The organism is Pseudomonas sp. ADPe (assembly GCF_014843515.1).
Classification (GTDB): domain Bacteria; phylum Pseudomonadota; class Gammaproteobacteria; order Pseudomonadales; family Pseudomonadaceae; genus Pseudomonas; species Pseudomonas citronellolis.
The window spans coordinates 3,934,935-3,955,664 of the sequence record NZ_CP062122.1 but is presented as its reverse complement, the minus strand read 5'-3'; the positions used below and the strand labels follow the sequence as shown (position 1 = coordinate 3,955,664).

The following is a 20,730-nucleotide window of genomic DNA, read 5'->3' as shown; positions in this document are numbered from 1 at the left end:
TCAGCGTCATCACGATCCGATAGCGTCCAGCAGGATCTATGAGATTCGGTATTCCAAGTGGTATTCCAAGCCATCCACTGGTAATTTTTGGAATACCGAAACCGTCCCTGGAATACCCCATGTGCGCCCAAGCAACCCGCCTATCTGATCTCAAGGTCAAAGCCGCCAAACCTCAGGAGAAGGACTATGTCCTGAGCGATGGTGACGGCCTACAGATGCGAGTGAGAAGCAATGGCTCTAAGCTCTGGAACTTCAACTACCGTCACCCGGTGACGAAGAGCCGGATCAACATGGGCCTCGGAACCTTCCCCGAAGTTTCATTGGCGCAAGCACGCAAGAGAACCGTTGAGGCACGAGAACTCCTCGCCCACGGCATCGACCCCAAAGAGAAACGGAATACAGAGCAGCAAGCCAAGAAGGCGGCAACCGAGCACACATTCCAGAATGTGGCGACGGCTTGGTATGAACTGAAAAAGGATGCGGTGACGCAAGCTTACGCCGAAGACATCTGGCGCTCCCTCACGCTGCACATCTTCCCCGACTTGGGCACCACTCCGATTTCCGCCATCAACGCCCCCCAGGTGATCAACCTACTCCGGCCGCTTGAGACCAAGGGGAGCCTCGAAACCGTTAAGCGGCTGACACAGCGGCTCAATGAGATCATGACCTACGGGGTCAACTCGGGACTGATTCACGCGAACCCACTCAGTGGGATCCGCTCCGTCTTCAAGAAGCCGAAGAAAAAGAACATGGCAGCACTGCCTCCTGATGAGCTGAAAGAACTCATGGTGGCAATCGCCAATGCCAGCATCAAAAGGACAACCCGCTGCCTGATCGAATGGCAGCTTCACACTATGACCCGGCCAGCCGAGGCAGCGACCACCCGCTGGGTGGACATCGATATCGAGAAGAAGATCTGGACGATCCCTGCAGAACGCATGAAGAAACGCCGTACGCACATTGTCCCGCTCACGGAGCAGGCGCTCGCGCTCCTAGAAGCGATCAAACCCTACAGTGGGCACAGGGAATACGTGTTCCCCGCAGACCGGAACCCTCGCACCCACTGCAACAGCCAGACCGCCAACATGGCACTCAAACGCATGGGTTTCGAAGGGCGCCTGGTCAGCCACGGCATGCGCTCGATGGCGAGCACCATCCTCAACGAGCATGGCTGGGATCCTGAACTGATCGAGGTGGCGCTGGCTCACGTAGACAAGGACGAGGTTCGCAGCGCCTACAACCGGGCGGACTATATCGAGCGCAGACGTCCGATGATGGCGTGGTGGAGTGAACACATTCAGGAATCAGCTACCGGCAACCTTTCGATGTCAGCCATCAAGGAAAACCGGGACAGAAAAGTCGTGTCGCTTCGTTGAGCAATCAGATTAAAAGCAGGTTTTTCGCGGTACTGAAGGACTGACTGATGAAGCTTCCTCATTCCGCCAGATGCTCAACGTCTTGGGCTGGGGCGGAAAATACAGCCCTCACGTCACACGGACGACAGGCAGCACCAGACTCAATGAAATGGGATTTTCAGCAGACTGGATCGAAAGGCAACTGGCACATACCGAGCAGAATGCAGTTCGGCGCACCTATAACCACGCAGAGTATCTAGCCGACCGGGCTAAAATGATGCAGCAATGGGCGGATATGCTGGAAGCTTGGAAGACCAATAGCGAGGGCTCATCCAGCGTAAACACCTAGGCCTAGACTCACATACCTTACCTGCACTGAGGTGGTGGACGCTTCCGACGAGTTTTCCCTAGATGACCTAGTGAAAGCCGACAAAAAAGGCGCCTCACGGCGCCTTTTTTGTGCTCCTTGTAGCAGGGCAACGTCAGCACTGTGAATGGGGCCCCTGAGCCCCCTTCCGCTACCGCGGGACAGTAGTTCTGGTGCTGCTCGGGCTCCCCGATGCAGGGTGATGCAAAGCCTCTAGCAGGTGAACGGCAGAGAACGGCCCAGGCTGTGTAAAAACGTTTCTGAGAATCGGGTCTGCTAAAAAAGCGAGCGAATTGCGCACTTCCTCGCGAATTCCAGCCGGTTCAGCCTAGAAAACCTCCGCAAATTTTACGTAGCGACGTGAACCTCGATTATGAGCGAGCGTTTTTACACAGCCTCGGCCAGAAGCGGACACTGACAGTTAAAGCTTTGCATAACGGCAGGTGAATCCGAGATGCCGCGCTAAGCGGGCTGATTCGCAGCTGCAGCACCTACAAAGGTTAGTCCGCTGGAGTCAGTGAAATTTCGACTAATGGCACTTTGCTCCACCATGGATCTGCCCCTATAGTGCCGCTATACCCCCACCATTCACAGGGATGTTGAGATGAAAAAACGTGATTTCCTGCTGCCCCTTGCTACCCTGACTGCCGCCGTAACCGCTAACCAAGCCTCGGCCTCCGTTGCAGTGCATGGAACCGACAAGGCAGCTGAGAACACTGCCATTGAGAACCAGGGGGCGGCATTGCCAATCGTCAACGTCGGCGAGCAAATGGTCACCGGTCGCCAAGGCGACAACCTCTTCAGCTTCATCCTCAAGCGTGGAGAAGACGGCCAGATGGTCGCTGCCCACTACTCGCATAGCTCGCACGCCTCCCATAGCTCTCACAGCTCGCACTACTCGAGCCGCTGATGGCTGGTCTCGCTGAGCTGACCTTCGACAGTCAGTTGTATGGTGTGGATGCGATCCAGAAGGCGGCATATCGCTCTATGCACGCCTTCACGCTCAATCTAAAGGTCGAAGGCGGGAACATGCTCTGCAAGCTGATCGGCAACATCACGACAGAGCAAGACGCGTTTGAACGCGCTGTCGAAGAGTTCCGCAAAGACGTCCTCGACTATCAGTTGCGGGCACAGCTTCACGCAGAAACCGCCCCCATCCGCAACCTAATCATGGGATTGGCTTTCTCCAATGCCAGGCTGAACTGAAGTGAGTAAATTCCAAGGACTGGATGCTTATATCCGGCGAGACGGGTACGAGCTGCTGCCGTTCAAATTCGACCGCCTCGAAGGTGATGACTATGTCATTACTAACATGACCGGCGAACACCTTGTCGTGCCGATGGAGGAGTTGCGCGCGCTCCTCTCCAAAGATCTTGCCGCTGAACATCCGCTCTATGCGTCGCTGCGTGCCAAGCATTTCATCCGATACGCCGATGAGCAGGCACCGCTGGATCTGCTGGCGCTGAAGCTGCGTACGCGCCTCTCGCGACTGGCAGGCCTCACTAGCCTCCACATCTTCGTTGTGACACTGCGTTGTGACCACAGCTGCCCGTACTGCCAAGTGTCGCGGCAAATGGACGGGGAAGCCTTCGACATGACGCCAGAGATGGCGGACAAGGCTTTAGATTTCGTTTTCCGATCTCCTAACCCAGCGATCAAGATCGAGTTCCAGGGCGGCGAGCCGCTCTTGAATTTCGAGATGGTGCGCTATGTGGTCGAGGCCGCAAAACGGCGTAACCTGGTTGAAAAGCGTGATCTTGAGTTTGTCATCGCCACCACGCTTTCACTGCTCACTGACGAAGTCCTCACGTTCTGCCACGAGCACGACATCATCCTGTCGACCTCGCTCGATGGTCCTGCAGACCTACACAACGCCAATCGCCCACGCGTCGGTCGCGATAGCTTCGAACGCTTCGAAGATGGCTTGGCCAAGGCTCGAAATGTCCTCGGCGTGGACAGAGTCAGCGCCCTCATGACTACCACGGACAAGAGCCTGCCTCGAGTCCGTGAAATCATCGATGAGTACGTTCGACTGGGGTTCAACGGCATTTTTCTTCGGGCTCTTTCTCCGTATGGATTTGCGATCAAAACCCGCAAATTCATGACCTACAATACGGAGCGCTGGCTGGAATTCTACAAGGAAGGCCTCGCGTACATCCTCGAGCTGAACAAGGCAGGCATCCCCTTCGTTGAGCACTATGCATCGTTGATCCTCAAGAAGATGCTGACCAGCAATGACCCGGGCTATGTTGATCTGATGAACCCCGCCGGCGCCGGCATCGCGGCGATCGTCTTCAACTACGACGGCTCGGTCTATGCATCGGACGAGAGTCGGATGCTCGCAGAGATGGGTGATCAGTCCTTCCGGTTGGGCAACATCCTGACTGACAGCTACGAAGACATCATCCTCTCCGATGTGCTGCTCGACGCTTTGGAACAGTCTTTCACGCTTAGTGCGCCGATGTGTTCTGACTGCGCCTTTGAGCCCTATTGCGGTGCCGAGCCGGTCTTCCATCACGCCATTTTCAAAGACGTCTTGGGGCGCAAATCAGAGTCCTCGTTCTGCAAGCGGAACATGACGATCTTCAAACACCTTATCCGCCTGATGCAGTCTGATGCATCCACTCGCCGCCTCTTCATGCAGTGGGCCAACGCATGCTGAAACTCGCTGGGAAAGTCGGTCGAATCCAACTGGTTGAAGTCCAAGATCGCCCATTGCTTCTGCAGGTGAGCACCAACCCGGAGCTGCCGATGGTGCTGCGGACGACTAGAGCATTCCTGGTCTCTTCGCAGGAGCTGCCGGAAGGCTACCAGCACTATCTAATCCCCGAGCCTCTTGAATGGCGCGTTCGAGAGCTGGAAGGAAAGAGCTCGTTCACCTTGCTGCCCAATGACTACAACTACCTGGGCCACAACGACATCATCCGCCTGGACGGCCAGGCGATCCGAGTGCTCTTCAGGGCCAACTCCGGTCACAACTCGCTGCTGGTAACTGAGCAGTGCAACCACTACTGTCTGATGTGTTCTCAGCCTCCCAAGAACATCGACGACAGCTGGATACTCGATGAGCTCGAGGCACTGATTCCCCTGATCCCCAGGGAAACGCCTGAGGTAGGTTTTTCAGGTGGAGAACCGACGCTGGCAGGGAGGCGATTCATCAATCTCATCCGGATGATGAAGTCGTATCTGCCGAGGACAGTCGTCCATGTGCTCTCAAACGGACGCACGTTCGCAGATGAGCATTTTGCTCGACAGTACGCAGAGATTGCGCACCCCGACATCATGATCGGAATCCCACTCTACTCCGATGATCCCGACCTGCATGACTACATTGTTCAAGCGCCGGGAGCATTCCAGGAAACCGTTCAAGGGATCCTCAACCTCAAGCGTCTTGGTCAGAAGGTTGAGATTCGGATCGTGCTGCACAAGCAGTCGATCAGTCGCCTACCGCAACTGTGCGAGTACATCGCGCGGAACCTTCTGTTCGTCGATCACGTGACGCTGATGGGACTGGAAATGATTGGCTTCACGCGCGCCAATTTGGATGCCCTGTGGGTTGACCCCGCAGACTACCGAGACGTCCTGAGTGAAGCTGTAGGCATCTTGGCAGCCTATCGCATGAACGTGTCCGTTTATAACCACCAGTTGTGCTTGGTGAACGATGACGTGCTTCCCTATTACCGTAAGTCCATCAGCGATTGGAAGAACGAGTACGTACCAGAGTGCGACGGCTGCGCCCGCAAATCCCAATGCGGGGGCTTCTTCTCCTCTGGCGTACGCAATGGGTACAGCAGAGCGATCACCCCGTTCCTAGTGTGACGCCTGCCCAATGAAAAGCTCAGCTACGTCAGCCCGATGTTGAGCTGTGCCTCATGTTCGAGGCGGCGACTCGACAGGATGCGGCTGAGGTAACCGTAGATATAGATCTTCAGCAGGACGGCCGGGTTATACGCAGGCCGGCCAGGTTCCCGGGCAGCTGCGTGCATTGACCTCAATGCTCGCCTTGGATGAAACGCTTCGCGTATTCAGGCAAGAGAAAACTGCGCTGCTTTGGGTCCAGGCTGTGTGAAAAGAGCAAAACTCGGGGTTCTGCATCGCTCCTGGTCCATGGCAAAGGCTGAGATGGGGTTTGGGCCGAAATAGCGTTCTGCTTGCGGTAGTGGGGCATCTGAGGTCTGCGATCGCCTCGGGAGACGGCAAGAAGCGTGGAAAAAGTCCTTCTCAGGACTGCAAGGCCGCCACCGCTTCGCGGATGCCCAAAATGCTCATCAACCGTTTGAGGTTGTAGGCGAGCACATGCAGGCTCATCTCGGTGCTCACTCGGGGTAGCGTTTTGGTCAGGAAGTGCGTCGAGCCCATCCAGTGCTTGAGCGTGCCAAATGGATGCTCGACGGTCTGGCGGCGGATGCTCATCATCTCTGGCTGATGATCGAGGCGACGCTGCATGGCATCGATGACGTCCTCGTGCTCCCAGCGTCGAACTCTCCTGAATGGCTCACTGGTGCACTGCGTTCGGAGTGCACATTGCTTGCAGTTCGAGCTCCAGTACGCATGTGTCGTCAGGCCGGCCTCAAGATTCGTGTAGCGATAAATCAGGCTTTGCCCCGCGGGACAGCGGTACTCATTTTTCTCCGGCACATACACAAAATCCTGCTTGCCGAAGCGCCCGTCCGCCTTGCTATTGGATGTCAGCGGCTTAGGGACATAGGTGGTGATGCCAGATTGGTCGCAGGCAAGTATTTCTTCGCCCTTGAAATAACCACGATCGGCGACGACGGTCAGGCCTTCAACCCCGATGGCGCTGCGCGCCTGCTCGGCCATCATCGCCAGTGCCGAGCGATCATGGCCGACATTGGTGACTTCGTGGGCGACGATGAGGTGATGTTGGGTATCTACGGCCGTCTGCACGTTGTAGCCGACCACGCCGGTGCCTCTGCCACTGGTGGCCATGGATCGCGCATCCGGATCGGTCAGGGAGATCTGCCCGTCCGGCGCTTCACGCAACTGCTGCTCCATGTCCTTGAGCGCCTGCATCTGCTGCTTGAGCTTTTCGAGCTTGTCTTGCAGGCGGACGGCCTTGGCTTCGGCAACATCAGATTGCGTCCGATCGGCGGTCTCCATCGCCGCCAGATAGCGCTCGATGCTCTTCTCGATCTGCTCCATGCGGGCGCGGAGCTTGCCCGGAGTGAAGTTGCGATCACGGTTATTGACGGCTTTGAACTTGCTGCCGTCGATGGCTACCAGTGACTGTGAGAACAGCTCCAGCTGGCGGCACAGCACGACAAACTGGCGACAGACATTGCGGATGGCCTTGCCATTGTTACGGCGAAAATCAGCGATGGTTTTGAAGTCTGGCGCCAGCCGTCCAGTCAGCCACATCAGTTCCAGGTTGCGCTGGCATTCGCGCTCCAGGCGGCGGCTGGATTGGATGCGATTGAGGTAACCGTAGATGTAGATCTTCAGCATCACGGCGGGATGATAAGACGGTCGCCCGGTTACAGCCGGTGCCACTCCATCGAACTCCAAGGCCGCTAGGTCGAGTTGCTCGACGAAGGTTTCCACTACACGGATCGGATTGTCTTCGGCAACGAAGTCATCCAGGCATTCCGGCAGCAAGCTGACCTGTGTCCGGCTCGCTTCCTCGATGAATCGCTTCATACGCCGCCCCCGCTGACGATGCTCCAGCAACTCTAGGCGAGGGCGACGTTTTCACACAGCCTGGGTCGGTAGTGGCCTCTCATCAAGGGCTGCAATCGGCCAGGAGCGGGCACTCCCTCATTAACAGCGATCTGCAGCGTTATAGAGAGAAAAGGACCGACAATAACGGGCCACGTATTAGCCTGGGCTTCAACCGGACTTCGGCAAAATCGAATTCCTCCACCTCCGCGCTCGCCAGCATCATGCCAGGCATCTCACTCAACGCGGATACAAGGCATGACCGACTTCGATCCCTCGGAATGGCTGGGGCGTACCCAGGAAGTTCACGACCAACTTAGCCGCAACCTCGTGCAACGCATCGCGGCTACCTTCAATGCATCGGCGCCGGCCCACGGCGAAGAGCTGCCATGGCTCTGGCACTGGTGCTTCTTCAACGATCAGGTGGCGGGCAACCGTCTGGGCCCGGACGGCCACCCGGTGCTGGGTACTTTCATGCCACCGGCCCACGGGCGCAATCGCATGTGGGCAGGCGGCCGGCTGGATTTCCTCGAACCCTTGCGGATCGGCGCCGAAGCCTGGCGCAAGACGCGTATCGAGCGCATCGAGGAGAAGGCCGGGCGCACCGGTTCGCTGCTGTTCGTTACCCTCGCCCACGAGTATTGGCAGGACCGTCAACTGTGCCTGCGCGAGGAGCAGGACATCGTCTACCGCGAGCCCTCGCCGCCCAAGCTCGGCGCAGGCGAGCCCTCGCCCCAGATGGGTTGGGAAGAGCGCATCGCGCCTGACCCCACCCTGCTCTTCCGCTACTCCGCGGTGACCTTCAACGCCCACCGCATCCACTACGACTGGCCCTACGTCACCGGCGCCGAGGGCTACCCCGGCCTGGTGGTGCACGGCCCACTGACTGCAACCCTGAGCCTCGCTGCCTTCGCCCGCGCCAACCCGCTGGCACGCCTGCGCCGCTTCAGCTTCCGAGGCGTGCGCCCGTTAATCGCACCCGAGCCGTTCCAGGTGGGTGGACGCCACACCGAACCCGGCGTAGCCGAACTGTGGGCCGCCAATTCCACCGGCGTGTGCCAGCGCGCCGAAGTCCTGTTCGACTGACCCTGCCCCGCGTCCATCCCGCTGACGCAGCCCAAAGGAAGAGCGATGAACCACCACGACAACGAAGAACTCAATGCCATCCGCGAAGGCGTGCGCGCCCTCTGTGCGGAGTTCCCCGCCGAGTACTGGCGCAAGGTCGATGAAGCGAAAGGCTTCCCCGAAGCCTTCGTCAAGGCCATGACCGAGGCCGGCTGGCTGTCGGCGATGATCCCCGAGGAATACGGCGGCTCCGGCCTGGGCCTGGCCGAGGCCTCGGTGATCCTCGAGGAGGTCAACCGCTGCGGCGGCAACTCCGGGACCATCCACGGGCAGATGTACAACATGTTCACCCTGCTGCGTAACGGCAGCGAGGAGCAGAAGCGCTACTACCTGCCCAAACTCGCCAGCGGCGAACTGCGCCTGCAGTCCATGGGCGTCACCGAGCCGACCACCGGCACCGACACCACCAAGATCAAGACCACCGCCGTGCGCAAGGGCGACAAATACGTCATCAATGGCCAGAAGGTGTGGATCTCGCGGGTGCAGCACTCCGACCTGATGATCCTGCTGGCCCGCACCACGCCGTTGGCCGAGGTGAAGAAGAAGGCCGAGGGCATGTCGATCTTCCTGGTCGACCTGCGCGAGGCCATCGGCAACGGCCTGACCGTGCAGCCCATCGCCAACATGGTCAACCACGAGACCAACGAGCTGTTCTTCGACAACCTGGAAATCCCCGCCAGCAGCCTGATCGGCGAGGAGGGCAAGGGTTTCCGCTACATCCTCGACGGCCTCAACGCCGAGCGCACGCTGATCGCCGCCGAATGCATCGGCGACGGCCGCTGGTTCATCGACAAAGCCAGCCAATATGCCCGCGACCGCGTGGTGTTCGGCCGCCCCATCGGGCAGAACCAGGGCGTGCAGTTCCCCATCGCCGAGGCGCACATCGAGGTGGAAGCGGCCGACCTGATGCGCTGGAAGGCCTGCGCGGAATACGACGCCGGGCGCAACGCCGGGGCCGCGGCGAACATGGCCAAGTACCTGGCGGCCAAGGCCAGCTGGGAGGCGGCCAACGCCTGCCTGCAGACCCATGGCGGCTTCGGCTTCGCCAACGAATACGACGTCGAGCGCAAGTTCCGCGAGACGCGGCTGTACCAGGTGGCGCCGATCTCCACCAACCTGATCCTCTCCTACGTGGCCGAGCACCTGCTCGAACTGCCGCGCTCGTTCTGACGGAGGCCACATGCAACTGGACAAGCTGCGCAGCGCGCTGTTCGTGCCGGGAGATCGCCCGGAGCGCTTCGCCAAGGCCCTGGCCAGCGGCGCCGATGCCGTGATCGTCGACCTGGAGGATGCCGTGCAGGCGTCCGCCAAGGCCCAGGCGCGCGAACATCTGCGCGCCTTCCTCGACGCCCACCCCGACGCCGGCGTCTGGGTACGGGTGAACATGGCCGGGCACCGGGAACACGATGCGGACCTCGACCTGTGCCGTCATCGTGGCGTGGTCGGCCTGCTGCTTCCCAAGTCGGAAAGCGTCGAGCAGGTGGTCAATGCCGCCACGGTCGGCAAACCGGTACTGCCCATCGTCGAGAGCGCCCTGGGCCTGCGGGCGTTGCCGGAAATGGCACGGGTTGCCGGCGTGCAGCGCCTGACCTTCGGCGGCCTCGACCTGTGCCTGGACCTGGGCATCAGCGCGGGTACCCCGGTCGCAACGCGCCTGCTCGACCAGGTGCGCTACGAGCTGTTGCTGCACACCCGCCTGGCCGGCCTCGCCGCGCCACTGGACACCGTGTTTCCCGAGATCGCCAACCCCGAGGGCCTCGCCCGCTTCGCCCGCGATGCCCGAGATGCCGGTTTCGCCGGCATGCTGTGCATCCACCCGCGCCAGGTCATCGGCGTGCACCAGGCGCTGGCGCCAACCCGTGAACAGTTGGATTGGGCGCAAAAGATCGTCGGCGCGGCCCAAGGCAATGGTGCTTTCCAACTGGACGGGCAGATGGTCGATGCACCGGTGATCGAACGCGCCCGGCGCCTGCTCGCACTGCACGACTGACAGTACCGACCTCGCTTGCGCCGGCCCTCGTGGCCGGCTTTTTTTGCACCGCCGCCACCCCGCAGATGCGCTTGCGAGCAGATATCCAGGCAGCGCAAAGACGAACACCCGGTCCATCGTGGAGACCGGGCGTGCGTTTACCTCAGGGTAGGGATTCCGGCATCGGCAAGAGTTGGCTCGCCGTCCGGGCGCACCGGGCAAGCCCGGTGGATCGGGCAGCCGCCTTCTTGTGGAAGGCGGCCCCGCAACTCATTTCAGCGACAGCGTGTAAGAGAGGATCAGGCGATTCTCGTCCAGCTCGCCGGCGCCATCGGAGCGCACCGTCGCATTGCGCCAGCGCACGCCGAAATTCTTCAGCGGGCCGCTCTGCACCACGTAGGTGATATCCAGGTTGCGCTCCCATTCCTTGCCGGCCTTGCCGCCGATCTCATAGCCGTCGCCACGGATGTAGCGGTTGATCATGGTCAGGCCGGGGATGCCGAAGGCGCTGAAGTCCAGGTCATGGCGCACCTGCCAGGAGGTTTCCTGCGCGCGGGTGAAGTCGAGGATCTGCACCACGTTGGCACCGTAGGTGTCGGCATCCTGCAGGTACGGGAAGGGGCTATCGCCGCTGTTGTCCTGGTAGCCGACACGGAAGGTCTGCGCGCCGTAGTTGGCCGAGAGCATAGCGGTGGTCAGGCCGTTGTCGATGTCGCCACCACGGGCAGCGCCGTTCTCCGAGGAATCGAAGTAGCCCAGGTTGGCGCTCAGTACCCAGTCACCCACCTTGCGGCTGCCCTGGAAGCCCAGGTAGTTCTGCTCGTAGACATCCTGCAGTTCGGCACGCCAGTAGGCGAGGTTGACCGTCGGCGAAAAGGCGTAGGTAGCGCCGAAGTAGTCGAAGTGATCACCACTGACGTTGTAGTTGCCGGCGATGATCTCGTCGTGGTTGCCACTGGAGTTGCGGAAGTTGACCTTGTCGAAACGGCCCAGGTCCAGGGTCAGGTTGTCGATGTCGCTGGAGGTCAGCGTGGCGCCGTTGTAGATCGGCGGCAGCAGGCGCGCATCGCTGGAGAGCAGCACCGGCGTCTTGGGGGTGAAGCCGCCGACCTTCAGCTCGGTCCTGGCGATCTTCACCTTCGCCACGCCCGAGAGGTCGCTGTAGCTGCCAGGGCCGGAATCGCCGAAGCGGTTGGGCAACAGGCCGGTGCCGGCGCGGGCGTCGGAGGAATCGAGCTTCAGGCCCAGCGCGCTGTACAGCTCCAGCCCCACGCCGACGGTGCCTTCGGTGTAGCCCGACTTGGCGCTGAACATGAAGCCCTGGGCCCACTCCTCGCGCTTGGATTGCGGCGCGTTGTCCTGGCGGAAGTCGCGGTTGAAGTAGATGTTGCGCAGGCCGAGGTTGACGCTGCTGTCCTTGATGAAGTCGGCATGGGCCAGCGCCGGGAGCGCCAGGGCCGGCGGCAGCGCGAGCAGGCCGCAGAGCCGGGCCAGAGAAGGATTCTGCATGGAGGTATCCGTGTTGGTTGTTGTTGTTTTCGAATGACCCGGAAGGGGAACGCCGGGGTGCGCAGAAGGATGCAAACGCGAAGGCACGGACAGGTATTGGGTTTTTCTTAAGGAGCCGTTTCACGAAAACGAAGAGCGCCTCGCAGCCCAGGCGGGCGCGGCGACTTAAGCAATGCGGAAGGCAGGCTTTTGCGATGCGAAATTGCCCCACCTGCGTCACCTTGCCCATGCTGGCCAGCATTCCCCTGGCAAGCCCATTCCCCCAAGAACAAGGCCGACCCCATGCACGACGCGCTGATCGTTTCTCCCCTGCGAACCCCCATCGGCAAGTTCGGCGGCGCCCTCGCCCCGCTGACCGCCGACCAGCTCGCCGCCGGCATCATCCAGGCCCTGCTGCAGCGCCTGGACATTCCCCCGGCGACACTGGACGAGGTGATCGTCTCGCAGTCCTATGCCTCCAGCGAGGCGCCCTGCATGGGCCGCTACGCCGCGCTGGCCGCCGGCCTGCCGCTGGAAGTGCCCGGCTATACCCTCGACCGCCGCTGCGGCTCCGGCCTGCAGGCGCTGGCCGACGCGGCGATGCACGTGCAGACCGGCCACGCCCAGGCGGTACTGGTGGTGGGCGTGGAGAGCATGAGCAACATCGAGTACTACAGCACCGACATGCGCTGGGGCGCCCGCGCCGGCAGCGTGAAATTCCACGACCGCCTGGAGCGCGGCCGCGAGCGCTCGCAGCCGCACGAGCGCTTCGGCTACATCTCCGGCATGCCCGAGACGGCCGAGAACCTGGCCCGCGACTACGGCATCAGCCGCGAGGAAGCCGACCGTTTCGCCGTGCGCAGCCACCGCAATGCCGCCGCCGCGTGGCGTGACGGACGCTTCGCCGAGGAAGTCGTGGCGGTCGACGTACCCGGAAGGCGCGGCAGCCTAACCAGCGTGTCGATGGACGAAGGCATCCGCGAGGACGCCAGCCTGGAAAGCATGGCCGGCCTGCGCGTGCTGCGGCCCGACGGCGTGTGCACGGCGGGCAACTCCAGCCAGCAGAACGACGCCGCCGCGGCCTGCCTGGTGGTCTCACCGGACTACGCCCGACGCCACAACCTCAAGCCGCTGGCGCGCCTGGTGGACTGGGCGGCGGCCGGCTGCGACCCCGCGCGCATGGGCATCGGCCCGGTACCGGCGGTGGAGAAGCTGCTGCAACGCACCCGGCGCACGCTGGCCGAGATGGACCTGATCGAGGTCAACGAGGCCTTCGCCGCCCAGGCGCTGGCCGTGCTCAAGGCCTGGGGCCTGGAGCATGACGAGCGGGTCAACGTCAACGGTTCGGGCATCTCCCTGGGCCACCCGATCGGTGCCACCGGCGTGCGCATCATGACCACCCTGCTCCACGAGATGCAGCGCCGCGGCGCACGCTACGGACTGGAAACCCTGTGCATCGGCGGCGGCCAGGGCATGGCCGCGCTGTTCGAGCGGTTGTGAGGGCCGCCATGAACTGGATCGAAGTCAACCAGGCCGCCCTGCGCTACCAGTTGCTGCCGGCCGAACGCCCCGACACGCCGGTGCTGGTACTCATCCACGAGATGGGCGGCAGCCTGGAAAGCTGGGACGACCTCTGCGCCACCCTGGCCGGCGAACTCACGCTGCTGCGCTACGACACCCGCTGCGCCGGGCTGTCGGAAAAATTTCCCGGCGAGCTGGCCATCGACGATCACGTGGCCGACCTGGCAGCCCTGCTCGACGCGCTGCGGATCGATACCCCGGTCGCGCTGATGGGCGTCGCTGTCGGCGCAGCCATCGCCATCCGTTTCGCCGCCCGGCATCCCCGGCGCAGCCAGCAACTGATCGGCCTGGCGCCGGCCTGCGGGGTCGCCGCTTCGGCCCGCGATGCCACCCGCCAGCGCGCTGCCGCGCTGGGTGAAGAAGGCCTGGGCGAACTGGTGCCGGCGCTGCTGGAAAAGACCTGGCCGGCCCCGCTGCGCACCGATGCCGGGCGCTTCGACGCCTTCCGCCTGCGCTGGCGCGCCGCCGATCCCCAGGGCTTCGCCGCGACCTTCGCCATGCTTGCCGGCCTGGAGCTGGAAAGCGACCTGCCGCGCCTTCCGCAACGCACCCTGCTGGTGGCCGGCGAATACGACGCCCTGCGGCCCCCGGCGGAAATCGACCGCCTGGCCCGATTCGCTGCACAGATCGAGCCTTTGCAGGTAGCCTCCGGGCATTTCATGCCGCTGCAGAGCCCGCGCCTGGTCGCCGCGCTGGTGCGCGGCTATGTATGCGCCGGGTTGTCCGGCTCGGCGATCTACCGGACCTTCATCGAACACCCCCGGCACCGCATCGGCGCCAGTGGCCATGCCGCCTGAGGCACACCGTGATAGCTGAACAACGACAATGAGGAACCATGCCCCATGATGCAGTCGCGCATGATCGGTGACATCAAGGTCACCCGCCTACTCGAATACGCAGGCCCCACCCACGATCCGGCCTTCCTCTTCCCGCAGATGGACGGCCAGGTGCTGGAAGAACACCGCGAGCTGATGGCGCCGAACCACTGGATTCCGCACATGAACAAGCTGATCGTCACCATCCAGTTCTGGATCGTGCACGTGGGCAGCGAGATCGTGGTGATCGACACCGGCGTCGGCAACTTCAAGCCGCGCCCGGGCATCGCGCGGATGAACATGCTCAACGGCCTGGTGCGCGAGTGGATGATCGCCGCCGGCGCGCCGCCGGAGAAAGTCACCCACGTCGTCATCACTCACCTGCACGCCGACCATGTGGGCTGGAACACCACCTGGAAGGACGGGCGCTGGGAACCGACCTTCCCCAACGCCACCTACCACTTCCCCAAGGACGACTTCGACTTCTGCCACCAGGGCAAGAACCGGGAAGGCGGCGTCATCGACGTGTTCGGCGAATCCTTCTTCGACAGCGTGATGCCCATCGTCGATGCCGGCCTTGCGCGGATGATGCTGCCCGGCGAGGAAATCGCCGACTGCCTGCAGGTGCAGGCAGCGCCCGGCCACAGCCCCGGCCAGGTGATCTTCAAGGTACGCTCCGGCAACGAGGAAGGCATCTTCTGCGGCGACATCCTGCACAGCCCGGTGCAGATCGTCCGCCCGGACATCAACTCCGGCTACTGCATCTGGGAAGACACCGCCCGGCAGACGCGCCTGGCCTTCCTCAACGAGGCCGCCGACTCCGGCGCGCTGATCCTGCCGGTGCACTTCGGCGAGCCCCATTGCGGCTTCATCCGCCGCCAGGGCGAGGGCTTCCGTTTCGAGGCGGCCCACTGGTGAGCCCGCCGCCCGCGCCGCGCCCTGTGCGGCGCGGGCGGCGCATGGCGGCGTTGAGGCGACGAACACCGTCTATGCAGGCCATTCACCAGCCAGTACCGTGGCATACCACTTGGCAAGAAGTACCTGACCATGGCGATGCATTTCGATATCACGGATTTCCGGCTGTTCATCAACATCGCGGAAACCAGCAGCCTCACCCGCGGCGCGGAGCGCTCCTTCCTCTCCGTGCCGGCCACCAGCAACCGCATCAAGAACCTCGAGGACAACCTCGGCATGCGCCTGCTGGAGCGCTCGCCCCAGGGCGTGACCCTGACCAACGCGGGCAAGACCTACCTGCAGCACGCGCGCATCATCCTCTCCCAGCTGGAGATGCTCACCGGCGACCTGCAGCAGTACGCCGAAGGCCTCAAGGGCCAGTTGCGCCTGCTGGCCAACACCACGGCCATTACCGAATACCTGCCGCCGGTGGTGGGCGAATACCTCAAGAGCCACCCCGACGTGCACATCGACATGCGCGAGCGCCTGAGCGACGACATCGTGCGCTGCATCCGCGACGGCAGCGCGGACCTGGGCATCGTCTCCGGCAGCGTGGTCACCGACGGCCTGCAGAGCGTGCCGCTGGTGAGTAGCCGGCTGATGGTCATCGCCCCCGAAGGCCACCCGATCCTCGAAGGCGGCGAGGTGTATTTCAAGCAAGCCCTGCAGTACGCCTTCGTCTCCCTGCTCGAAGGCAGCGCCATCCACGTCTTCCTCAGCCGCGCGGCGGCGGCGCTGCACATCCCGCTGACCCTCCGCGTGCAGGTCGCAAGCTCCGACGCCATCTTCCGCATGGTCGAGGCCGGCGCCGGCATCGCCATCGTGCCCCAGGCCGGCTTCGAGCGGCTCAAGGGCAAGCAGAAAATCGGCTCGTGCAAGCTGCTCGACCCCTGGGCGGTGCGCACCTTCCAGCTCTGCGCCCAGGACTTCGACGGCCTCTCGGCCTTCGCCCGCGACTTCGCCGACAGCCTGATCGACTGCTACCGCGCGGCTTAACCCCAGGTTAAGCCTCCCTTTCGAAGAGGCCAATTGTCCGCCCCAAACGAGTCTGGGAGCCTTGTTGCACAAGGACGCGCCACGTTCCAGGGCGCTCCGCGACCAACAATGACAAGGACCACCCATGGCCGAACAACGCTGGAAGAAACGCCCCGAGGGCTCCAACTGGGGCGACTTCGGCCCCGACGACCAGAGGGGGCGGCTGAACCTGCTGACGCCGCAGAAGGTGCTGCAGGGCATCGCCGAAGTACGCGAGGGCCTGGCCTTCTGCCTCAGCCTGCCGCTGGACTACCCCGGCGGCAACGCGATGAATGTCAACCGCCTGCCGCCGATCCTGCGCCCGCTGCTGCGCAAGGGCGGGGTCAACATGAACTACCAGTACCAGCTGATCCAGCAAGGCCGCCCCGACGTGCTCAGCGACGACCTGGCGATCCTCCACCTGCAGTACTCCACCCAGTGGGACGCCCTCTCCCACGTCGGCGCGCTGTTCGACGCCGATGACGACGGCGTGCCCGAGCCGCTGTACTACAACGGCTTCAGCGCCGGCGGCGACATCGAAGGCCCCAGCGACCTCGAAGACTGCGGCATCGCCGGGCCGATCAAGCCCCACAGCACCTCCTGCGCCCACGCCCTGGGCATCGAGCGCATGGCCGAAACCTGCGTGCAGGGCCGCGGCGTGCTGATCGACCTGCACCACCACTTCGGCCTCGAGCGCACGCACATCGGCTACGACGAGCTGATGCGGGTGATGGACGCCGACAAGGTGGAAGTCGAGGCCGGCGACATCGTCTGCCTGCACACCGGTTACGCCGACGCCCTGCTGGGGATGAACCGCAACCCCGACCCGGCGGTGCTGGAACGGCTGGCCGCCGTGCTCGACGGCCACGATTCGCGCCTGTTGAACTGGATCACCGACAGCAACCTGGTGGCCATCGCCGCCGACAACTACTCGGTGGAGATCTTCCCCGCCGGCCATGCGGGCGACTGCTGCTCGGTGATGCCGCTGCACCACCACTGCCTGTTCAAGCTCGGCGTGCACCTGGGCGAGCTCTGGCACCTCACGCCGTTGGCCAACTGGCTGCGCGCCAACGGCCGCAACCGCTTCCTGCTCACCGCCCCGCCGCTGCGCCTGCCCGGCGCCGTGGGCGCGCCGCTCAACCCCATCGCCACAGTCTGACGGAGTTCCACCGTGCCCAGAGAACGCGTACTCATCACCGGAGGCGCCTCCGGCATCGGCGCCGCCATCGTCCAACGCTGCCGCGAGGATGGCTTCGAGCCGGTGATCATCGACCGCATCGGCGACGGCCTGATCGCCGACCTCACCGACCCCGCCGCCACTGCCACCGCCCTGGAACAGGCCCTGGCCGATGGCCCGATCACCCGCCTGGTGAACAACGTCGGCATGGTCTGCCCCAACCCCGCAGACGAGCAAAGCCTCGAAGAACTGGAGCGGGTCTGGGCGCTGAACGTCCGCTGTTCGCTGCAGTGCATGCAGGCGCTGCTGCCGGGCATGAAGGCCGCCGGTTTCGGGCGCATCCTCAACATGTCCTCGCGCGCCGCGCTGGGCAAGGAGCTGCGCAGCGCCTACGCGGCCACCAAGGCCGGTTTGCTGGGCATGACCCGCGTCTGGGCGCTGGAGCTGGGCCGGCATGGCATCACCGCCAATGCCATCGGCCCCGGCCCCATCCGTACCGAGCTGTTCGAGCGCGCCAATCCGCCGGATAGCCCGCGCACCCGGGCGATCATCGATAGCGTGCCGGTCAAGCGCCTGGGCGTGCCGGACGACATCGCCCAGGCGGCCTCGTTCTTCCTCGATGCGCGCGCCAGCTTCGTCACCGGCCAGGTGCTCTACGTGTGCGGTGGCATGACCGTCGGTGTAGCCGCCGTCTGACCTGCCTCACCCTGCTGGCCCGCCTCATCAGCAGGCCAGCAGCTTGTTAATCCGCGGTTAAACACCCCTTCCGCAGACTGAAATTGTGACCCCCAGGGCGCGCTGGCAAGCTGGTTTCCAGGCGCGATGAAGGCCGGAAAAGGCCGCATCCGCCTGCGATGAAAACGAAAAAGGACCCGCAGTCATGATCGACAAGCTTTGCCCCAGTGCCGCCCAGGCGCTGGCCGAGATTCCCGACGGCGCGATCATCGCCGTGGGCGGCTTCGGCGGCGCCGGGATGCCCGAGGACCTGATCGATGCGCTGATCGCCCAGGGCGCGCGCGACCTCACCCTGGTGAGCAACAACGCCGGCCAGGGCGACACCGGCCTGGCCGCCCTGCTCAAGGCCGGCCGCGTGCGCCGGATTCTCTGTTCCTACCCGCGCATGGTCGGCTCCCACGTGTTCGAGGAACTGTACCGTGCCGGCAGGATCGAGCTGGAGATCGTCCCCCAGGGCAACCTCGCCGAGCGCCTGCGCGCCGCCGGCTGCGGCATCGGCGGGTTCTTCACTCCCACCGGCTACGGCACCCTGCTCGCCGAAGGCAAGGAAACCCGCCTGATCGACGGCCGCCACTACGTGTTCGAAACGCCGATCCACGTCGACTACGCGCTGATCAACGCCGAGGCCGGCGACCGCTGGGGCAACCTGGTGTACCGCAAGACCGCGCGCAATTTCAGCCCGGTGATGGCCATGGCCGCGCGCCACACCATCGCCTCGGTAGGCCGCGTCTGCGCCCTGGGCGAGATCGACCCGGAACAGGTCGTCACCCCCGGCATCTTCGTCAAACACATCGTGCAGCGCACCCGCGCCGTCGCCCCCAGTGAAGTCGACCGCAGCAAGGCAGGTTGAGCATGGACAAACAGACCCGCAACGCCATGGCCGCCCGCGTGGCCCGCGACATCCCCGAAGGCGCCTACGTCAACCTGGGCATCGGCCTGCCGACCCTGGTGGCCAACCACCTGCCGGCGGACAAGGACATCTTCCTGCACAGCGAGAACGGCGTGCTCGGCCGCTGGACCGGTGCCAAGCCCGGCGAGGAAGACTGGGACATGATCAACGCCGGCAAGGAGCCCATCTGCCTGTCGCCGGGCGCGGCGTTTTTCCACCATGCCGACTCCTTCGGCATGATGCGCGGTGGCCACCTGGACATCTGCGTGCTCGGCGCCTTCCAGGTTGCGGCCAACGGTGACCTGGCCAACTGGCACACCGGCTCGCCGGACGCCATCCCTGCCGTCGGGGGCGCCATGGATCTGGCCATCGGCGCCAAGCGTATCTTCGTGATGATGGAGCACTTGGCGAAGGACGGAGCGTGCAAGCTCATCGAACACTGCACCTACCCGCTCACCGGCATCGGCTGCGTCAGCCGCGTGTACACCGACCTCGCCACACTGGAGATCACCGCCGAGGGCGTGCAGGTCATCGAGCTGGCGGGCGAGACCACGGCCGAGGCGCTGCAGGCCGTCACGCCGATCCCGCTGGACTTCTCCACGCTGCGCAGCCGCCCTGCGCGGGCCTTGAGCCCGAGCGCCGAGCGGGCGCTGGGCAGCTCCACCTGAGGACGCCGCCGTGAGCACCTTCGACCGTGCAAGAGCCTGGGATCAGGGCGATCTGACACAGCTGCTGAGCCTGGAAGACGGCCCGCAGGACACCTTCCGTGCCACCGTCAACGACAGCAACGTCAACGGCCGCGTGTACGCCGGACAACTGCTCGGCCAGGCCCTCTGGGCCGCCGCGCAGACCGTGCCGCACCGCGTGCCCAGTACCCTGCAGGCCACTTTCCTGCAGGGCGCGCGCCCCGAGGACGCGCTGGAATACAAGGTGGAGGCGCTGCAGGATGGCCGGCGCTTCTCCAGCCGGCACATCTACGGCGTGCAGGGCACCGCGCTGGTGCTCAGCGCCCACGCGACCTTCCAGCACCCCGGCGAATGCATCGATGCGACGCCACGCCTAGAGCGCGAGGTCCCGCCCCCGGAAAGCCTGCCGGACCTGCGCGAACTGGCCGAGCGCTACCCCGGCCAGGGCGAGGCGGCGCAGGTGCGTTTCACCGGGCAACCACTGCTGGATATCCGCCCGGTGAACCCCGCGGTGTACTTCGGCCGCACACCGTCGCAGAACGAAATCGCCTACTGGGTACGCCTGCTGCAACCGCTGACGGCCGAAGGTTGCCTGCACCATGCGGCGCTTGCGTATCTCTCCGACTGCTGGTTCAACGGCGCCCTGACACCCCCTGCGGGTGCAAGGGAGCTGTGGCAACGGCACTACGTCGCCAACCTCAACCACACGCTGTGGTTCCACACCCCCGAACCGGCCTGCGACGACTGGCTGCTGTTCGTCAGCCAGGCCACCCGCAGCCTGGCCGGACGCGGCCTGGCGCTGGCGCACATCTACCGCCGCGACGGCCGCCTGATCGCCAGCATGGCCCAGGACCTGCTGATTTCTCCGAGGACCGACTGACCGCTTAACCCGACCCAAA

Annotated in this window: 19 protein-coding genes and 2 pseudogenes; 18 read left to right on the top strand and 3 right to left on the bottom strand. The window is 63.7% G+C overall.

The window, feature by feature from the left end; genetic code table 11:
* Positions 1-119 precede the first annotated feature (119 nt).
* The 6 genes and pseudogenes from IG194_RS17865 (at position 120) to hxsC (ending at position 5,541) form a co-directional block, all read left to right on the top strand.
* The gene (locus IG194_RS17865) at positions 120-1,376 is read left to right on the top strand and encodes an integrase domain-containing protein (RefSeq protein ID WP_058488389.1); all 1,257 of its coding nucleotides are present in this window, start codon (positions 120-122) and stop codon (positions 1,374-1,376) included.
* A gap of 52 nt (positions 1,377-1,428) precedes the next feature.
* Positions 1,429-1,704: pseudogene (locus IG194_RS32835) on the top strand (tyrosine-type recombinase/integrase); the annotation flags it as partial.
* 622 nt (positions 1,705-2,326) lie between these two features.
* Positions 2,327-2,632, top strand: a complete 306-nt coding sequence (gene hxsA2, locus IG194_RS17860; RefSeq protein WP_034076276.1) for a His-Xaa-Ser repeat protein HxsA2 — start codon at positions 2,327-2,329, stop codon at positions 2,630-2,632.
* Entirely contained in the window at positions 2,632-2,928 is a 297-nt protein-coding gene (gene hxsD / locus IG194_RS17855; protein ID WP_058488388.1) for a His-Xaa-Ser system protein HxsD, read from the top strand. The genes hxsA2 and hxsD overlap by 1 nt, the downstream gene beginning before the upstream one ends.
* A 1-nt stretch (position 2,929) precedes the next feature.
* Positions 2,930-4,384, top strand: coding sequence for a His-Xaa-Ser system radical SAM maturase HxsB (gene hxsB / locus IG194_RS17850; protein WP_034076272.1), 1,455 nt, complete (start codon positions 2,930-2,932; stop codon positions 4,382-4,384).
* The gene (gene hxsC / locus IG194_RS17845; RefSeq protein ID WP_058488387.1) at positions 4,378-5,541 is read left to right on the top strand and encodes a His-Xaa-Ser system radical SAM maturase HxsC; all 1,164 of its coding nucleotides are present in this window, start codon (positions 4,378-4,380) and stop codon (positions 5,539-5,541) included. Before hxsB ends, hxsC begins: the two co-directional genes overlap by 7 nt.
* 29 nt (positions 5,542-5,570) lie before the next feature.
* Here the strand turns inward: hxsC and IG194_RS17840 are convergent.
* Both IG194_RS17840 and IG194_RS17835 read right to left on the bottom strand, forming a co-directional pair.
* Positions 5,571-5,690: pseudogene (locus IG194_RS17840) on the bottom strand (transposase); the annotation flags it as partial.
* Positions 5,691-5,943: 253 nt separating this feature from the next.
* Positions 5,944-7,380, bottom strand: a complete 1,437-nt coding sequence (locus tag IG194_RS17835; RefSeq protein ID WP_058487237.1) for an IS1182 family transposase — start codon at positions 7,378-7,380, stop codon at positions 5,944-5,946.
* Between the two features lie 276 nt (positions 7,381-7,656).
* On the opposite strand from IG194_RS17835, the gene IG194_RS17830 reads away from it, so the two are divergent.
* The 3 genes from IG194_RS17830 to IG194_RS17820 are packed head-to-tail and all read left to right on the top strand — an operon-like array spanning position 7,657 to position 10,513.
* Positions 7,657-8,484, top strand: a complete 828-nt coding sequence (locus IG194_RS17830; protein ID WP_034075623.1) for a MaoC family dehydratase N-terminal domain-containing protein — start codon at positions 7,657-7,659, stop codon at positions 8,482-8,484.
* A 45-nt stretch (positions 8,485-8,529) separates the two neighbouring features.
* Positions 8,530-9,693 carry an acyl-CoA dehydrogenase family protein gene (locus IG194_RS17825; protein WP_023101141.1) on the top strand — a complete coding sequence of 388 codons (1,164 nt, stop codon included), beginning with the start codon at positions 8,530-8,532 and terminating at the stop codon, positions 9,691-9,693.
* Between the two features lie 10 nt (positions 9,694-9,703).
* Positions 9,704-10,513 (top strand): HpcH/HpaI aldolase/citrate lyase family protein, encoded by an 810-nt coding sequence (locus IG194_RS17820; protein ID WP_023101140.1) that lies wholly within the window; start codon positions 9,704-9,706, stop codon positions 10,511-10,513.
* 249 nt (positions 10,514-10,762) lie between these two features.
* Here the strand turns inward: IG194_RS17820 and IG194_RS17815 are convergent, their stop codons facing one another.
* On the bottom strand, positions 10,763-12,001 hold the full coding sequence (locus IG194_RS17815) for an OprD family porin (protein ID WP_058487238.1): 1,239 nt from the start codon (positions 11,999-12,001) through the stop codon (positions 10,763-10,765).
* 282 nt (positions 12,002-12,283) lie between these two features.
* Here IG194_RS17815 and IG194_RS17810 point away from each other — a divergent pair, with 282 nt between their 5' ends.
* From IG194_RS17810 to IG194_RS17770, 9 genes are all read left to right on the top strand, one after another.
* Positions 12,284-13,480 (top strand): acetyl-CoA C-acetyltransferase, encoded by a 1,197-nt coding sequence (locus IG194_RS17810; protein WP_058487239.1) that lies wholly within the window; start codon positions 12,284-12,286, stop codon positions 13,478-13,480.
* 8 nt (positions 13,481-13,488) lie between these two features.
* On the top strand, positions 13,489-14,358 hold the full coding sequence (locus IG194_RS17805) for an alpha/beta fold hydrolase (protein WP_058487240.1): 870 nt from the start codon (positions 13,489-13,491) through the stop codon (positions 14,356-14,358).
* Between the two features lie 45 nt (positions 14,359-14,403).
* Positions 14,404-15,294 (top strand): MBL fold metallo-hydrolase, encoded by an 891-nt coding sequence (locus tag IG194_RS17800; protein WP_058487241.1) that lies wholly within the window; start codon positions 14,404-14,406, stop codon positions 15,292-15,294.
* A gap of 129 nt (positions 15,295-15,423) precedes the next feature.
* Positions 15,424-16,326 carry a LysR substrate-binding domain-containing protein gene (locus IG194_RS17795; RefSeq protein WP_058487242.1) on the top strand — a complete coding sequence of 301 codons (903 nt, stop codon included), beginning with the start codon at positions 15,424-15,426 and terminating at the stop codon, positions 16,324-16,326.
* A gap of 124 nt (positions 16,327-16,450) precedes the next feature.
* Positions 16,451-17,503 (top strand): cyclase family protein, encoded by a 1,053-nt coding sequence (locus IG194_RS17790; RefSeq protein ID WP_058487243.1) that lies wholly within the window; start codon positions 16,451-16,453, stop codon positions 17,501-17,503.
* A gap of 12 nt (positions 17,504-17,515) precedes the next feature.
* A complete protein-coding gene (locus IG194_RS17785; RefSeq protein WP_058487244.1) occupies positions 17,516-18,217 on the top strand; it encodes an SDR family oxidoreductase in 702 nt (233 codons plus the stop codon).
* Positions 18,218-18,401: 184 nt separating this feature from the next.
* Complete coding sequence (locus IG194_RS17780) at positions 18,402-19,106, top strand: 3-oxoacid CoA-transferase subunit A (protein WP_064987623.1); 705 nt, start codon at positions 18,402-18,404, stop codon at positions 19,104-19,106.
* A 2-nt stretch (positions 19,107-19,108) separates the two neighbouring features.
* Positions 19,109-19,813, top strand: a complete 705-nt coding sequence (locus tag IG194_RS17775; protein ID WP_023101130.1) for a 3-oxoacid CoA-transferase subunit B — start codon at positions 19,109-19,111, stop codon at positions 19,811-19,813.
* 10 nt (positions 19,814-19,823) lie between these two features.
* The gene (locus IG194_RS17770; protein WP_023101129.1) at positions 19,824-20,711 is read left to right on the top strand and encodes an acyl-CoA thioesterase; all 888 of its coding nucleotides are present in this window, start codon (positions 19,824-19,826) and stop codon (positions 20,709-20,711) included.
* The last annotated feature ends 19 nt before the right edge of the window (positions 20,712-20,730 follow it).

Coding starts and splice junctions, on each gene's coding strand:
- IG194_RS17865 (WP_058488389.1), top strand. CDS start 120: ATGTGCGCCCAAGCAACCCGCCTATCTGATCTCAAGGTCAAAGCCGCC.
- hxsA2 (WP_034076276.1), top strand. CDS start 2,327: ATGAAAAAACGTGATTTCCTGCTGCCCCTTGCTACCCTGACTGCCGCC.
- hxsD (WP_058488388.1), top strand. CDS start 2,632: ATGGCTGGTCTCGCTGAGCTGACCTTCGACAGTCAGTTGTATGGTGTG.
- hxsC (WP_058488387.1), top strand. CDS start 4,378: ATGCTGAAACTCGCTGGGAAAGTCGGTCGAATCCAACTGGTTGAAGTC.
- IG194_RS17835 (WP_058487237.1), bottom strand. CDS start 7,380: ATGAAGCGATTCATCGAGGAAGCGAGCCGGACACAGGTCAGCTTGCTG.
- IG194_RS17830 (WP_034075623.1), top strand. CDS start 7,657: ATGACCGACTTCGATCCCTCGGAATGGCTGGGGCGTACCCAGGAAGTT.
- IG194_RS17825 (WP_023101141.1), top strand. CDS start 8,530: ATGAACCACCACGACAACGAAGAACTCAATGCCATCCGCGAAGGCGTG.
- IG194_RS17820 (WP_023101140.1), top strand. CDS start 9,704: ATGCAACTGGACAAGCTGCGCAGCGCGCTGTTCGTGCCGGGAGATCGC.
- IG194_RS17815 (WP_058487238.1), bottom strand. CDS start 12,001: ATGCAGAATCCTTCTCTGGCCCGGCTCTGCGGCCTGCTCGCGCTGCCG.
- IG194_RS17810 (WP_058487239.1), top strand. CDS start 12,284: ATGCACGACGCGCTGATCGTTTCTCCCCTGCGAACCCCCATCGGCAAG.
- IG194_RS17805 (WP_058487240.1), top strand. CDS start 13,489: ATGAACTGGATCGAAGTCAACCAGGCCGCCCTGCGCTACCAGTTGCTG.
- IG194_RS17800 (WP_058487241.1), top strand. CDS start 14,404: ATGATGCAGTCGCGCATGATCGGTGACATCAAGGTCACCCGCCTACTC.
- IG194_RS17795 (WP_058487242.1), top strand. CDS start 15,424: ATGGCGATGCATTTCGATATCACGGATTTCCGGCTGTTCATCAACATC.
- IG194_RS17790 (WP_058487243.1), top strand. CDS start 16,451: ATGGCCGAACAACGCTGGAAGAAACGCCCCGAGGGCTCCAACTGGGGC.
- IG194_RS17780 (WP_064987623.1), top strand. CDS start 18,402: ATGATCGACAAGCTTTGCCCCAGTGCCGCCCAGGCGCTGGCCGAGATT.
- IG194_RS17775 (WP_023101130.1), top strand. CDS start 19,109: ATGGACAAACAGACCCGCAACGCCATGGCCGCCCGCGTGGCCCGCGAC.